Raw genomic sequence first — 15292 nt, 5'->3', positions numbered from 1 at the left:
ATATCCTGTTAAACCGCAAATATCTTTAAGCCGAGCGTTGTTGCAACGTTGCAATGGGCTGGTAATCTTCAAGTGCCTGCGGCCTACCGATAGCATAGCCCTGAGCATAGTTGATGCCGATATGTTTGAGTTGCTCCATAATATCTTGGGTTTCAACAAACTCAGCCACAGTCTCAATCCCCATCACTCGGCATACATCGTGAATTGATTTTACGATGGCATAGTCTTTGGCGTTGGTCGTTAAAGATTTAACAAAGCAGCCGTCGATTTTGACGTAATCAACTGGCATCTCCTTTAGGTAACCGTAAGAAGCAAAGCCACTGCCAAAATCATCCAGTGCGAATGAGAACCCCTGCTTGCGCAGTTGCAGTAACATATCCATCGCACGGCTGTGATTTTGAATCGCACTGGTCTCAGTTATTTCAAAACAGATACAACAACTCGGGATATTAAACCGCGCTTGTTGCTGCAAAATATAACTCACCATGCCTTCAGCCCCCAAGCTATTGCCAGAAAGGTTGATCGATAAACTATGGTCTTGCCAAAGTTCTTCGCGCAGCGACAACCACAAAAATGTTTTTCTTATGACCTCTTTATCAACCTCTGTCATCAGCTTAAAACGCTCTGCTGCGGCGATAAACTGTGCCGGCGGTAATATGCGTCCACAGGGTTCTTGGATCCGTAATAATACTTCCAATCGCTTGCGATGGTGCTGCGCACTGAGCCGTTCAATCTTTTGATAGTACAACACAAGCTCGTTATGCTCGATAGCTTGAGCAATGCGTACCGCCCATTTAGGAGCGTTACGTTGATAGCATAGCTCTTGATCGCGATCATCATAGAAATGAATTTGATTACAGCCCTTACGCTTTGCTGCTAAGCAGGCAATATCGGCATCTTTGAGCATTTCCAGTACGTCTTTCTGCTGATGACGACTATAAGAAACCCCCACACTCACCCCAACTCGATAATGCTCTTGTTGATGATGCATAACCTGCATTGAGACATTATTGATAATGTTTTTGAGTAACTTGGCGACATTCAATGCCGACGTGTCTTTAATGGCTAAGCCGAACTCATCGCCGCCCAGTCGCGCCAGCAGATGTTCGCTAGATATACTGGACTCAATGGCTTGGGCAACCATGCAAAGCATTTTGTCGCCGGCGTTATGCCCGCAGGAATCGTTGATCAATTTAAACTGCTCTAAGTCTAAATACACCACCGCGACAGAGCTAGCATCAGCTGCCAATGTTTTCAGTTGCTCTTCAAAGGCACTGCGATTGAGTAAGCCGGTCACTTGATCAAAATTGGCTCGCCGTTGCAGTTGTTGTTTAAGTTTGGCCTCTTGGGTTATATCTCGCAGCACTATCACCACCCCGACCACTTGGCCGTTATGGTTTCTCAAGTTATTAACGCTGCGCTCCATTATTTTTTGCACATCGAGAGTCAGCACAATCTGAGTAAGCTCAGGCAACGATGCACCACTTTGCATAAACTCATTCAGTTCACTGTTAAAGCTGTCACCCGCTCGCAGCAAAATCTGAGGACTTTCGCCCAATGCTTTAGCACTTTTAACCTTGAGTAACCGCTCGGCGCATGGATTGATATAGATAACTTTAGCGTTGATATCAGTCAAGATCACGGCTTCAGCAATGGACTCCAAGGTGATTTTAGAACGCATCTCTTGCCGGTAAATTCGTGCCAGCAAGCCATTTATTCGCCGAGTTAAAATACTCAGTTCAACGCTACCTTCAGCGGTAATAGGTCGGTAGCTTTTTGCCATTGGGTTAATGCTGATTAACTGCTCAGTCAAGCTATGAAAAGGTTTCACGAAGCCGAGCTTTAACCATAAATAGGTCACCAGTTGCAGTAGTATGACCAAACAAAGCATCCCTCCCGCCATCCAGGTATATTGCGACGTTAATCTAGCAAAGAAGCCGTTGGAAAATACCAAATTAATATATACCGGTAGCTCTGCATTAAATGCGGGGAGATCTAGAGTGGCTTGTATCGTTTGACCACTAACCAAAACATCACCATTGGCATTGCCTGGCTCCATTCGAACCTGATCCACAAAGCCTGGTAATCCTAACTGTGCAAGGCCATTATCTTGAATCACTCTAACGGCAATCGACGCTTTATCGGTTGATAATGGCTTTGCACTGATAAAATAGGCTGTGTCATGCTGCACATCAAAATAAGCACCAGAGATCAGCTCACGGTTATGCAGCAGATGTTTGGGTAACTCAGGAAGTCTCTGTGCGAGTTGCTTATCTTGCGCTAACTGCGGGGTGATCACACCCTTGTCCCAGAAAAACACACTCACGCCATTAAGAAGCGCACTGGTTTGGTTGACGTCATCGAGGGCTGTAGGCGATATAGGTGCAGCATAAATAGTGGCGACCGCTTCCAGCAGCTGCAACTCTCTATTCACCATCTCCTCAATATTCTCAAGTTCTTTGCTTACTGCATAGCCACGCAACGACACAATCTCACTATCAAACCAAAGGTTCGCACAAATACTTGCAGCGATAATAATAGGAGTACAAATCCCAACAATAAAAACGATTATTTTGTTGCCAATATACATCTTCACTCGGCTTATATAGGTTACAAACCATCAGCCATGCTGACTATGGTCCTGATTTTGCACGCAAAATAACGTATTTACCTGCTAGATAATAGCGAGTCTCAATTCACTCGCTGATAAAACCAACAAAAGTATGCCTTTTTTAAAATTTTTCATATTGATTTATCTTACATTATGAATATAAACCGCTGAAAACATGGTCGTAACGTGACCCAACAACCGTTGTTATACTTTTGTGATATTTTGGAGATATTCAGGTGATATCCGTTTGTCATGCTTTAACTATTCAGACAACGGAGATATATCATGAATGTTAACCAAGTAACGAAAGCCCTTTTACTCGGAAGTTTAGCGAGCCTACCTGCAGCAGCTGCAGAGCTTGAGATCAGTGTTACAAACCTTACTCACGGTAATTACTTCACCCCGATCCTCATTGCCGCCCATGATATGGACAGTCATCTATTTCAAGCCGGTGAAATGGCAACTCCTGCGCTACAAAAAATGGCCGAAGGTGGCGACATTGCCGATCTAGATGCTGCAGTAACAGGCGCAGGCGGTGTAACGGCGGCGAACCCTGCGATGGGACTATTGGCACCGAGCGCCAGAGTTGAAAGCATTATGCTCGACAGTGGCGATATGACTCATTTATCCATCACTGCAATGGTACTGCCGACTAACGATGCATTTGTTGGCTTAGATGCTTGGAAGATCCCAACCGAAGCGGGGCGCTACACTTTCACTCTTAACGCCTATGACGCTGGTACCGAAGCCAATGACGAGATCATTAATGGTGGTGGAATGGTGGGTACCCCAGGGATCCCAGCAGCACCGGGTGGCGATGGCGGCATGAACGCCACGGGCATCATGGATAGTAGTAGCAATGATAAAGTGCATATTCATCCTGGGGTGTTAGGTGATACAGACCTAAGTGCGGGCGCAAGTGATTTAGACAGCCGTATTCATCGCTGGTTAAATCCTGTTGCTCGAGTGACTGTGGTCGTGAAATAGGAGATCAAACCATGAACTATCTAACAGATATTTTTAAACGTAGTGCGATGGCTTTAGTTGCCATTGCGACTATTGGGTTAGCGGGTTGCTCAGATAATGATTCCCCAGCGCCAGTTGTGCCACCAGTGGTCTCGCCGGTGATGCAAGATTACAGCGTCACCGTCACTAACCTTACCGCTAATCAGCCTATGTCTCCTATCGCGGTTGTAGCCCATACATCAGATAGCAAACTTTGGAGCACGGGGATGGCAGCTAGTGTCGCCTTAGAAGTACTCGCTGAATCTGGAGACAATAGTGATTTGGCTGACGAAAATGGAGTGAATGAGCTCGTTATCGGTGCAGGGATACTGGTGCCTGGCGGAGCAGAAACTATCTCTCTGAGCCTTGCACCAGCCGATGTTGCCGATTTGTCAGTGGTAACCATGTTAGTCAACACCAATGATGCTTTTACCGGTACTACAGGCTTTGATCTTGCTGCACTGGCTGTTGATGATACCACCACATTGCGGGTTATAGCATACGATGCCGGCACCGAAGCTAACTCTGAAGCAAAAGGGACTATCCCAGGACCGGCTGATGGCGGTGAAGGCTTTAATACTGACCGAGATGATAACGATAAAGTCCATGGTCATCCTGGCGTCATAAGCGCTGACGATGGACTGGCTGATTCGGTACTGTCCGCTGCTCATCGCTTCGATAATCCCGTGATGACAATTAAGATCACTCGTACTCAATAATCATCAGCACTTAATTGATTAAAAATTTATCGAAAGAAAAGCTCTTAAAGGTAGGTCTTGTTGAAAAGGGACCGCCTTTGGGAGCTAGTCATGAACGGATCAAATACCACCTTCACCTCTGTTTCAAGCAAGAAAATATTGTTGGTTGAAGATGAGCAAGACTTAGCAAAACTGGTCATGCTGAACCTAAAGAGCATGAACCATACTGTCACCCACTGCACCACTTTGCAGCAAGCTAGCCAAGTGATAGCGGCAAAACAGATAGATCTGATTTTAATGGACAGAATGTTACCAGACGGCGATGGCATTACCCTGTGCCAACAGATCCGTGAAGCCGGTAATGAGTTGCCCTGTATGTTATTGACCGCAAAAGATTCAGAGGCAGATGTTGTCTTGGGCTTGGAGTCTGGCGCCGACGACTATCTGGTAAAACCCTTTAGCGTATTAGAGCTAAGGGCCCGCGTCAAAGCACTGCTCAGGCGCGGCAAACAAAGAGAACATCAAGATGAATCATTAGAGTTCAACGGCATCTCTATCAACTGTACTACTCGTGAAGTTATCGCCTTTAATGAGAGCTTAAACTTAACGGTAAGAGAGTTCGATCTATTACTTTATCTTGCTCAACACCCAAAACAAGTTTTCAGTCGCATGCAACTTTTAGAGGCGGTTTGGGGCTATTCCTACTCAGGATACGAGCACACGGTTAACAGCCATATTAATCGCTTGCGCAACAAATTGGCTCGCAGTTCTTGCTCAACTGACTTGGTCAAAACCGTCTGGGGAGTCGGCTACAAATTTACGCCTCCCGCTAATCAAGTCTCTTCTTAAGCAGAATTGGCACCATGAGTAGATAACACTAAAGCTAGCGACGGACGCAGGAGATAGCCTAATGAAAAGTTTGTTTAGTCGTATTTTACTCGCGGCAACCTTGGTAATGTTTATCCTCTTGATTGTGCTATGGCAATGGCTACAATTCAGTCAGGACTTTAGCCGCAACCAGATCCAGCAATCATTGCACCGTGAACTTGCTGAACATATGGCACATATTAACCCGCTGCTCTCAAAAGGCATCACCTCTGATGCCGCCCTCAAAGAAGCTTTCCATGATTTTATGCTGTTAGGTCCAAGCTTTGAAATCTACACTCTAGACAGGCAAGGTACGCTCATCGCTTACGATGCAAACGAGGAGAAGATAAAACAAGACAGCGTCGACACCGACATTATCGAGCGCTTTATTCAGGGGGATAATTTGCCGATATTGGGCACAGATCCCCGCTCCATCAGCAAAGATAAAATATTCTCGGCGGCAAAACTACTCGACACTAATGGACTGCAAACGGGTTATCTCTACGTCATCATTGGTGGGGAGGATTTTGATACTTGGCAGTCCATTGTCAGTCAACATCAAGCACCACAGTTTTGGACTGCCGCCATTCTCATCGCTGTTAGCTTCGCATTTATTCTATTCGTCTTGCTACTCAAGCTATTTACCGCCCCCTTGAGCCGACTCGAAAATGACCTAGGTTTAGTCGCCGCTCAACAATTAAACGCTGGTGTTATGTTACCAGGCCAGTATAGCGGTAGCAGTGAGATCAACCAGCTCAGCGGGCATATCAACACCTTGCTGCAAGCCTTAAGTCAGCAACATCAAGCGATTAACCGCCAACAAGAGGAGCGGCATGAGTTTATGTTGCATCTATCACACGACTTAAAGACCCCGCTAACCTCACTGCAGGGTTATATCGATACTTGGCTATTGCTGCCACCCAGTGAACGCAGTAGTGACTTAATTGAAGTTGCTGCTAACGCTAGCCAACATCTGCAGCAACTGTTAGGTCAAATGCTTGAGTTGGAGGCGCTTGAAAACGGCCAAGTCACCCCAAATTGGAATGAGCTCTATCTGGCTGATTTACTAGAAGAGCTGCAGTTAACCTTTGCGCCACGAGCCAACAGCAAAAAAGTCATGTTGAACTTTGCAGACAGCCATAAGTTAACCGTTCGCACCGATCGACAACTACTGCTACGAGTCCTCAATAACTTGGTTGATAACGCCATACGCTACACCCCAGAACGTGGCACGATTACCATCGACACCATCTGGGATGGGTCAGCCAACAAAATGTGGCTGCAAGTCAGTGATAATGGCTCAGGCATGCACCAGCATGAATTGGCAGCGCTGAAACAGATGACTCATAAGCCGCTAACAATGGTAGCGAGCCAAACTGCGCTGCCACAACTTGGAGTAGGGCTGGCGATTGTGAGGCAACTACTATCAATTCTAAAGTGTGATATCGAAATTGAAAGCCAACCAGGAAAAGGCAGTGACTTTAGGATTGAGTTGGTGTTAGTAGATTAGGAAGGAGATGTGAAGCCCATCCTTATCAATTATACTTACCTGCTCTAAACTCATAATATGCATTGAGTGCTTTCGGTACTGAAATATAGGGATTGTCCTCGTGCCCTGCACCCTCGCTATAACTATAGTCAGATTTAAAATTTTCAGGTGCATCCAAATTGATTGCAGATAACAACCCCTTGAATGACGCCGTAATTATTCCATTTTCCGCCCTCCCCAAACTCAAATATAAAAATAATGGCTTACCACTAGTATTTTTCAAACCACTAGAAAATTCTTTAACCACTACGGAATCGTCATACCAAGCCGCAGGGCTAAAAGCAAAATATCCAGAGAATAACTCTGGCTTCGTTGTTATAGTATACAAAACAAAACTTCCACCTGCAGAGAAGCCACTAAGCACGCGATTATTGTTTATGGAATATTTCCTTTCAATAAAGGGAAGGACTTCGCTCTCGATAAATTCTAGAAACCGATCCGCTTTACCAAAAATCTCAGGAGAGTTTACATTAGAAGTTCGAGCTTCAAACTGCACATTCCGTCTTGCATAAGGAGGAACTAGATCTCTATTTCGAGAGTCTAGCCAAAATAAATTAGGAATAGCCACAACGATAGAGTCTTTGATAGTACCTTGCTTTGCAAGGTTATAAATAGACTCATCCCAACGCAACAAATTAAAGTTGCCATCCAATTTTATAATAAGAGGGTAACTCTTATTGCTATCGTAATATTCTGGCAAGCGAACAAATATTTTTCGGTTTTCTTCAAGTACAGAAGAATAAATCGTATGGTCAATAAAACCTGATGTATATTCATCAAAATACGATTTAGATATTACTCCAGCGCAAACAAATAATATGAAACAAACAACTGCGACAGCATTTTTATTATTTAATAATTTCACGCCAACCATCCTTGAAAATATAACCTGTTAGTCTTTACTCGCTACCCGCAAGGCATAAATAGCTTTAACATAAAGTAATAACAGTTCATCTAGCCAGAAATAATCAATAACATAACTAGCTTTGGACTAGATATCAACGTGTAACAGTCTTCAATTAATAAGCTGAAGATTTTCAATATTATAGTTGAAGTAACATCATTGACCATGCCATCCAACATTTGTAAACCCATTTACAGCAGATTTCCCATCGGAGGCGTTAGGCTATTTGGAATAAGTACGAGGCCCGTATCTAACGCGTGTAACTTCGTCGGGGCGTTATGGTGGATGCTTGATATTCTCAAATAGCAGCCACAAAAAAGGCCCAGTAAAAACTGAGCCTTTTAAAGCAAACTACGAAAGTAGCAGCTTACTTATGATATTTACCTGATAACTCATTTACTGAGTTGATAAATGATCCTGCATGCTCTGGATCAACATGCTGATGGATACCGTGGCCCAAGTTAAATACGTGGCCAGTACCTTCACCGTAAGAAGATAGAATCTGCTCTACTTCTTGATGAATACGCTCAGGAGAGGCGTAAAGTACAGATGGGTCCATGTTGCCTTGTAGCGCAACTTTATGCCCTACGCGGCGACGTGCATCACCAATATCAACAGTCCAATCTAGCCCTAATGCATCACAGCCGGTTTCAGCCATAGACTCAAGCCATAGTCCGCCACCTTTAGTGAACAAGGTAACAGGAACCTGACGACCGTCTGCATGACGTGTTAGGCCATCAACGATTTTCTGCATATAACGCAGTGAAAATTCACGGTATGCGTGGTGAGAAAGCGCGCCACCCCATGAATCGAAAATCATTAACGACTGTGCGCCGTTAGCGACTTGAGCGTTCAGATATAAGATAACTGAATCAGCTAACTTATCTAACAGCAGGTGCAAAGTGGCTGGCTCTTCGTAAGCCATCTTTTTAATCTTTTCAAATGTCTTGCTTGAACCGCCTTCAACCATATAAGTGGCTAGTGTCCAAGGTGAACCAGAGAAACCGATTAATGGCACTTCGCCTTTAAGCTCACGACGAATAGTGCTAACTGCACGCATCACGTAGCCTAGCTCGTCTTCTGGATCTGGGATACATAGCTTTTTGATTGAATCGATAGTGTCTGTAGGGCGCTGGAAACGTGGGCCTTCGCCAGTTTCAAAGTACAGACCGAGTCCCATAGCATCTGGAACCGTAAGAATATCAGAGAATAAAATAGCAGCATCTAGGTCATAACGACGTAGTGGTTGTAAAGTCACTTCACAAGCCAAGTCTTGGTCTTTACAAAGCGACATGAAATCACCGGCTTGAGCGCGGGTTGCTTTGTACTCTGGAAGATAACGACCAGCTTGACGCATCATCCAGACAGGAGTTCTGTCGACAGGCTGTCTTAATAAAGCACGTAAATAACGATCATTCTTTAATTCTGCCATTTGGCTTGATTCCTAAACTTATATTGATATCCGCTTGGGTCAGTAGTTTAGCATTTACGTTAATAAAGTAACCTCCATCGGTGAAAATTTGTGACCAGTAACCCGACAAATAGCCGCAACTAGGACGTAGTTAACATTATTATATGCCTAACTGCATTATTTCTAAGCCGTTAATGCGAGTTCTCATATCAAGTAAAAGTGCGATATAGACCCACAACTGGGCTTAACACAAGCTGTACAACTCTCAATACGACAGAAAAAAGTTGCACCTAGTGGTCAGCTTTGGTATAAAAAGTCTGCGCTAGCAAGAACAATCAAGAAGCTCGTCGCATCGAGCCTGCAAAAACATTACTCGCCCAGCGATAGGTTTCTATCGCTGGGCTTTTTTCTTTTTAGCTCTCCCTCCTTACCTGCTAACTGGTATGTCCATTTAATAATTCCGCCTAAATCGTCGAAAAGTGGTTGATCAAAACAGTACTTCTCCCCTACATTAGATGTTAAGGAAAGATTCTTAACGGGGAAGATCATGCTAAGAAAGTTAGAAAAAGCCGAACAAAAATGGGGCGGGGCAAATACTCTTATAGATCAATGGCTAAACAATCGGCGTAAACTACTGATTAACTACTGCCAAATCGCTGGTATACCTCCCTATGACGTTTCAGAGAATTCCTTGCCTGCATTCGATTCAGTTAAAGCGTTTTGCGATCAATTAATGGATTACGTATCTGAAGGCCATTTCGAAATTTACGACCAAGTGGTCACGGCCTGTGAGAAGAATGGCAGTTCTAGCCAAGAGCTTGCTCAGCAACTGGTGCCACAGATTAGCAAGACAACAGACACTGCGCTCGACTTTAACGACAAGTACACTGAAGCCGAAGACGAAAAAGTGCTGTTCCACCTAGATAAAGATCTGTCATCACTAGGCCATGCGATGGAAACACGCTTTGCACTTGAAGATAAGCTACTAGAAGTGCTGCATACCAAGCACTCTTAATTAGCCAATAGCATTTAGAATTTGCGGAATTGAGCAATAAAGCCTATATCCCCGAGGCTTTTACCCTAGTGTGAGTTATTATCTATAATCCGCAGAGAAGACATAAAAAAGGCCAGCTAATGAGCTGGCCTTTTTCGTACATCAATTTGAACCTATTACATATTAGACAGCAGACTGGAAGATAACTTCGCCTGCTTTCTCGGTGTACGATGCAATTTGATCGAAGTTAAGATAACGATAAGTGTCAGCTGCCGTTGCATCTAACTCTTTAGCGTATGTCTGGTACTCATCGGGTGATGGCAGACGACCGAGTAACGCTGCAACTGCCGCGAGCTCAGCTGACGCCAAGTATACGTTCGCCCCCGTACCAAGACGGTTAGGGAAGTTACGGGTAGAGGTAGACACTACCGTAGCACCTTCAGCAACACGGGCTTGGTTACCCATACACAATGAACAACCAGGGATCTCTATCCGCGCACCGACACGGCCGAAGATGGCGTAATAACCCTCTTCAGTTAACTGATCGCGATCCATCTTAGTGGGAGGCGCAATCCACAAGCGTGTAGGCAAAGTGGTGGCAAACTTATCCAGCATCTTACCCGTTGCACGGAAGTGGCCGATGTTAGTCATACAAGAACCAACAAAGACTTCGTCAATCTTAGTATCAACCACTGATGAAAGTAACACCGCATCATCTGGATCGTTTGGTGCACAAAGAATAGGTTCTTTGATGTCATTCAAATCGATTTCGATAATTTCAGCATACTCAGCATCGCTGTCAGCTTGCATCAGCTCAGGATTAGCTAGCCACTCTTGCATCGCAGTAACGCGACGCTCGATAGTACGACGGTCACCATAACCCTCAGCTATCATCCACTTCAACATGACGATGTTAGAGTTTAGATATTCAATGATTGGCTCTTTATCCAGCTTAATAGTACAACCCGCGGCACTACGCTCAGCTGATGCATCAGAAAGCTCAAACGCTTGCTCAACTTTAAGCTGCTCAAGACCTTCGATCTCCAATACTCGACCAGAGAAGGCATTAATCTTACCTTTCTTCTCAACAGTCAGCAGACCCATCTCAATGGCTTTAAGCGGAATAGCATGGACCAAGTCACGTAACGTCATACCCGGTTGCATTTCGCCTTTAAAGCGAACCAAAATAGATTCAGGCATATCCAGTGGCATAACGCCCGTTGCTGCAGCAAATGCTACCAGACCAGAACCGGCTGGAAATGAGATACCAATGGGGAAACGCGTATGTGAATCACCACCAGTACCGACAGTATCTGGCAACAACATACGGTTCAACCATGAGTGAATTACACCGTCACCTGGACGCAATGCAACGCCACCACGATTCATGATGAAATCGGGCAATGTATGGTGTGTGTTCACATCAATAGGCTTTGGATAAGCCGCTGTGTGGCAGAAAGACTGCATCGTCAAATCAGCGCTAAAGCCAAGACAGGCGAGATCTTTAAGTTCATCACGCGTCATAGGGCCGGTGGTATCTTGCGAACCAACAGATGACATCTTAGGTTCACAGTATTGTCCAGGGCGAATACCAGTAACACCGCACGCCTTACCGACCATCTTCTGTGCCAGAGTAAAGCCCTTACCTGTATCAGCGACATCTTTTGGACGCACAAATACAGTTGATGCTTCAACGCCGAGCGTTTCACGAGCACGGTCAGTAAGACCACGGCCAATGATGAGTGGAATACGGCCACCAGCACGAACTTCATCCATCAACACTTCGGTCTTCAGAGAAAATTCAGAGATAACTTCATCGCTATCGTGACGCTTAACAACACCTAGGTATGGGTAGACATCAATAACATCACCCATCTCCATCTTGCTCACGTCTAGCTCAATTGGCAACGCGCCAGCATCTTCCATGGTGTTGAAGAAGATAGGGGCAATGTTACCGCCAAAACAGAAACCGCCAGCACGCTTGTTAGGCACATTAGGGATATCATCACCCATAAACCAAAGCACTGAGTTAGTCGCTGACTTACGCGAAGAACCGGTACCAACAACATCACCGACATAAACCAATGGGAAACCCTTGGTTTTGAGTGACTCGATCTCTTTGATTGGGCCAACAGCGCCAGCTTCATCAGGAACAATACCTTCACGGGCATTCTTTAGCATCGCTAAAGCGTGTAAAGGAATATCAGGACGTGACCATGCATCGGGTGCGGGGGACAAATCATCAGTATTAGTTTCGCCTGACACTTTAAATACGGTCAGTGAAATCTTTTCGGCAAGCTTAGGACGAGATAGGAACCATTTAGCGTCTGCCCATGCATGCACAACTTGCTTAGCGTAGTCGTTACCCGCTTGCATCTTTTCCACTACATCATGGAAAGAGTCGAACATCAGCAGCGTATGCGACAGCGCTTTTACCGCCAGTGGCGCTTGCGCTTCGTTATCTAGCTGAGCAATGAGTGGTTCAATGTTATAACCACCCATCATAGTGCCAAGCAGCTCTACAGCACGCTCTGACGACAGAATGCTTGATGATACTTCGCCTTTGGCGACGGCATCTAAAAAGCCTGCTTTTACGTATGCAGCTTCATCAACACCGGGTGGGATGCGGTTTTCAATCAGATCAAGAATAAACGCTTCTTCACCTGCTGGTGGATTCTTTACCAATTCGACAAGCAGTGCCACTTGTTGGGCATCTAACGGCTTAGGGACTACGCCCTCTGAAGCACGTTCTGCGACGTGTTTACGATATGCTTCTAGCACGGCAACATTCCTCTTTGTTTGGCGTTCTAACAGCGAAACTGCTCGTCTTCAATTGAAACTGACAGCTCGGCAGGCTCGACCCTTATTTCGAGGCGTATTATACTACAGCTTTGCAAAAGTATGAATCAGATCACACTTGGACAACTGAGAAATCACGCTCAAGTGACAGGATGAACATACTTTAGGCGGTTAATTCAAAAAAGAAAACTAGACCATAGTGTTAGCGTAATTAATAAATCATGCTTTTCAATAGGTTAAGTCAACATTCTTATTCAGAAGCACTCACATTTAATACGCTTAAATGGCCTATTCGCCCTAGTGTTATTTGAGTAATCGCTACAATTAAGCACTACTATTCACCAAAGTTATATTGAACATAATTGGAGACTTATGATTAAGCCGAAACTAAAAGCCGTTATTTTCGACATGGATGGAGTCTTAATTGACTCTGAACCGCTATGGCAGATTGCCGAACATAAGGTGCTGACGGACTTAGGTTTAAACATATCCATTGAAGATATGGTGGAAACAACCGGACTAAGAATCGACCAGGTTGTGGCATTTTGGTATGCCCGCTTTCCTTGGCCTAATTATGATAATGCACCAACAGCCCAAGCTATTGTGGATCAGGTCGTCAGCCAAATTGTTGTCGATGGCACGCCAATGGTCGGCGTTATAGCAGCGCTCAAAGCATGCCAACAACGCGGTGTGAAAATCGGTCTTGCGACCTCATCTTCTAGCGATATTATTCATGCTGTTTTAAACAAACTAGCGATCGCTTCATACTTTGATGCGATTAAATCAGCCGAAAACTTAAGCTATGGTAAGCCCCACCCTGAGGTCTATTTAAATTGCGCAGCTGCGCTCAATATTGATCCTGTTAATTGCTTAGCGATTGAGGACTCCTTTAATGGATTGGTCGCCGCCCGCGCTGCCAATATGCAAACCATCGCGATCCCGGAAAAGCGTTTATCCCAACAACCGCAATGGATAATCGCTCACCAGCAACTTGAAGATCTTACTTTTTTGCCTAGCATATTGGCGCAAAAATTTAGCTTTTAGCAGTGTATCAGGCTCGGCCAGAACGAAATCAAAGTCGTGGTGCTTCGCCCACACCCGAGTAAAGGGGGAATGGGTGTTATTCGATAGTTTAGGGTTTAGAGCAGGTTTTAGTGTCTTTAAATTAAAAACTCAAATGGTGAACTGTTGTGCTTTTCAAACCCAGTGTAGATGCGACTGAGGCCTTTGATGGCATGGATGCCATCGTAGAGCTTACAGGGAGGTACTTGCAGCGAGTCTCAGTTGCATCTGCACATACGCCTGCCGCAGGCAATTGGAACCAATTTTGCTAGAAGCTAACTCTTTCTTATAAAGATTTTTAGCTAATGCTTTCAAAATTCAAATTTAAAAAAGTCAACGTCGTGGTGCTTCGCCCACACCCGAGCCAAGGGGTAAAGCGCTTGTACCGGCTGTTGATTTCATAAGAGTCAATCCCTCAGCGCCCCGGCGAAATTTCTGAGAAACGAAACTTCCAACGGGGGAGATTGCTGCCTGCAAATTTGGCTACTTAAATGTAAATTCTGATGTTAGCTGATTTGGAGGTTTATCTAATTTAAAAAGCTTTTATTAATAACTCTAATGCTGAGAGTTTGCGCTTTTATAACCCAGTGTAGATGCGGCTGAGGCCTTCGGTTTCAGGGATGAAACCGCAGAGCGGCCATGGATGGCGTAAAGCGTGTCTCAGTTGCGTCTGCACATACGCCTGCCGCAGGCAATTGGAACCACTAGTGCCTGAAAGTAACTCTCTTCTGCCCCAAAACGGTTTAGCTCTATCAGCTATTGTTTTTCCAAGTCCAAATCAAAGTCAAAGTCGTGGTGCTTCGCCCACACCTGAGCCAAGGGGTAAAGCGCTTGTACCCCTTAGCAAACCCTCAGCGCCCCGGCGAAATTTAAACAGCAAAATTTCCAACGGGGGAGATTAGATTCTGCAAGTTAGTTTAAATGTCTTTATGTTCTGGCGTTTACTGGAAGGCTACAATTCCCTGTATTAAAAATGAAAACGCAGATGCCGAGAGTTTGCGCTTTTCGAAACCAGTGTAGATGCGGTTGAGGCCTTCGGAAACAGGACGTTTTCGTTGAGCCCACAAGGACGTGCTTGCGGCGAGCCTCAGCAGTGTCTGCACATACGCCTGCCGCAGGCAATTGGAACCACTAGTGCCTGAAAGTAACTATCTTCTGCCCCAAACTGTGCTGGCTGCAATATCAGTTATTGTTTTTCCAAATCTAAATCCAAATCAAAGTCGTGGCGCTTCGCCCACCCCCGACCAAAAAGGGGAAAGCGCTTGCCCCCCTTTTGGATATCCCTCAGCGCCCCGGCGAAATTTAAACAGCAAAATTTCCAACGGGGGAGATTAGATTCTGCAAGTTAGTTTAAATGTCTTTATGTTCTGGCGTTTACTGGAAGGCTACAAT

10 protein-coding genes are annotated in these 15292 nt (G+C 45.0%); 6 read left to right on the top strand and 4 right to left on the bottom strand.

The window, feature by feature from the left end; all coding sequences use genetic code 11:
• Positions 1–25: 25 nt before the first annotated feature.
• On the bottom strand, positions 26–2590 hold the full coding sequence (locus L2755_RS08640) for a putative bifunctional diguanylate cyclase/phosphodiesterase (protein WP_248980352.1): 2565 nt from the start codon (positions 2588–2590) through the stop codon (positions 26–28).
• Positions 2591–2896: 306 nt separating this feature from the next.
• Here L2755_RS08640 and L2755_RS08635 point away from each other — a divergent pair, with 306 nt between their 5' ends.
• The 4 genes from L2755_RS08635 (at position 2897) to L2755_RS08620 (ending at position 6691) form a co-directional block, all read left to right on the top strand.
• Complete coding sequence (locus L2755_RS08635) at positions 2897–3598, top strand: spondin domain-containing protein (protein ID WP_248980283.1); 702 nt, start codon at positions 2897–2899, stop codon at positions 3596–3598.
• A gap of 11 nt (positions 3599–3609) precedes the next feature.
• Positions 3610–4335 (top strand): spondin domain-containing protein, encoded by a 726-nt coding sequence (locus L2755_RS08630; RefSeq protein ID WP_248980282.1) that lies wholly within the window; start codon positions 3610–3612, stop codon positions 4333–4335.
• Positions 4336–4425: 90 nt separating this feature from the next.
• Positions 4426–5163 carry a response regulator transcription factor gene (locus L2755_RS08625; protein ID WP_248980281.1) on the top strand — a complete coding sequence of 246 codons (738 nt, stop codon included), beginning with the start codon at positions 4426–4428 and terminating at the stop codon, positions 5161–5163.
• 61 nt (positions 5164–5224) lie between these two features.
• The gene (locus L2755_RS08620) at positions 5225–6691 is read left to right on the top strand and encodes a sensor histidine kinase (RefSeq protein WP_248980280.1); all 1467 of its coding nucleotides are present in this window, start codon (positions 5225–5227) and stop codon (positions 6689–6691) included.
• A gap of 25 nt (positions 6692–6716) precedes the next feature.
• On the opposite strand, the gene L2755_RS08615 is transcribed toward L2755_RS08620, so the two are convergent.
• Together L2755_RS08615 and hemE are read right to left on the bottom strand one after the other, a co-directional pair.
• Positions 6717–7595, bottom strand: a complete 879-nt coding sequence (locus L2755_RS08615) for an alpha/beta hydrolase (protein ID WP_248980279.1) — start codon at positions 7593–7595, stop codon at positions 6717–6719.
• 406 nt (positions 7596–8001) lie between these two features.
• Entirely contained in the window at positions 8002–9066 is a 1065-nt protein-coding gene (gene hemE, locus L2755_RS08610) for a uroporphyrinogen decarboxylase (protein WP_248980278.1), read from the bottom strand.
• Between the two features lie 526 nt (positions 9067–9592).
• Here hemE and rsd point away from each other — a divergent pair.
• Positions 9593–10060 (top strand): sigma D regulator, encoded by a 468-nt coding sequence (gene rsd / locus L2755_RS08605; protein WP_248980277.1) that lies wholly within the window; start codon positions 9593–9595, stop codon positions 10058–10060.
• A 162-nt stretch (positions 10061–10222) separates the two neighbouring features.
• Here rsd and acnB read toward each other — a convergent pair whose 3' ends face one another.
• Entirely contained in the window at positions 10223–12820 is a 2598-nt protein-coding gene (gene acnB, locus L2755_RS08600; RefSeq protein ID WP_248980276.1) for a bifunctional aconitate hydratase 2/2-methylisocitrate dehydratase, read from the bottom strand.
• A gap of 390 nt (positions 12821–13210) precedes the next feature.
• Here acnB and hxpB point away from each other — a divergent pair, with 390 nt between their 5' ends.
• On the top strand, positions 13211–13882 hold the full coding sequence (gene hxpB / locus L2755_RS08595; RefSeq protein ID WP_248980275.1) for a hexitol phosphatase HxpB: 672 nt from the start codon (positions 13211–13213) through the stop codon (positions 13880–13882).
• Positions 13883–15292 lie beyond the last annotated feature (1410 nt).

Source organism: Shewanella abyssi (assembly GCF_023284025.1).
GTDB classification, from domain to species: Bacteria; Pseudomonadota; Gammaproteobacteria; order Enterobacterales; family Shewanellaceae; genus Shewanella; species Shewanella abyssi.
Note: the sequence above shows the minus strand (reverse complement) of the source record. Positions and strands in the feature narration are given on the sequence as shown.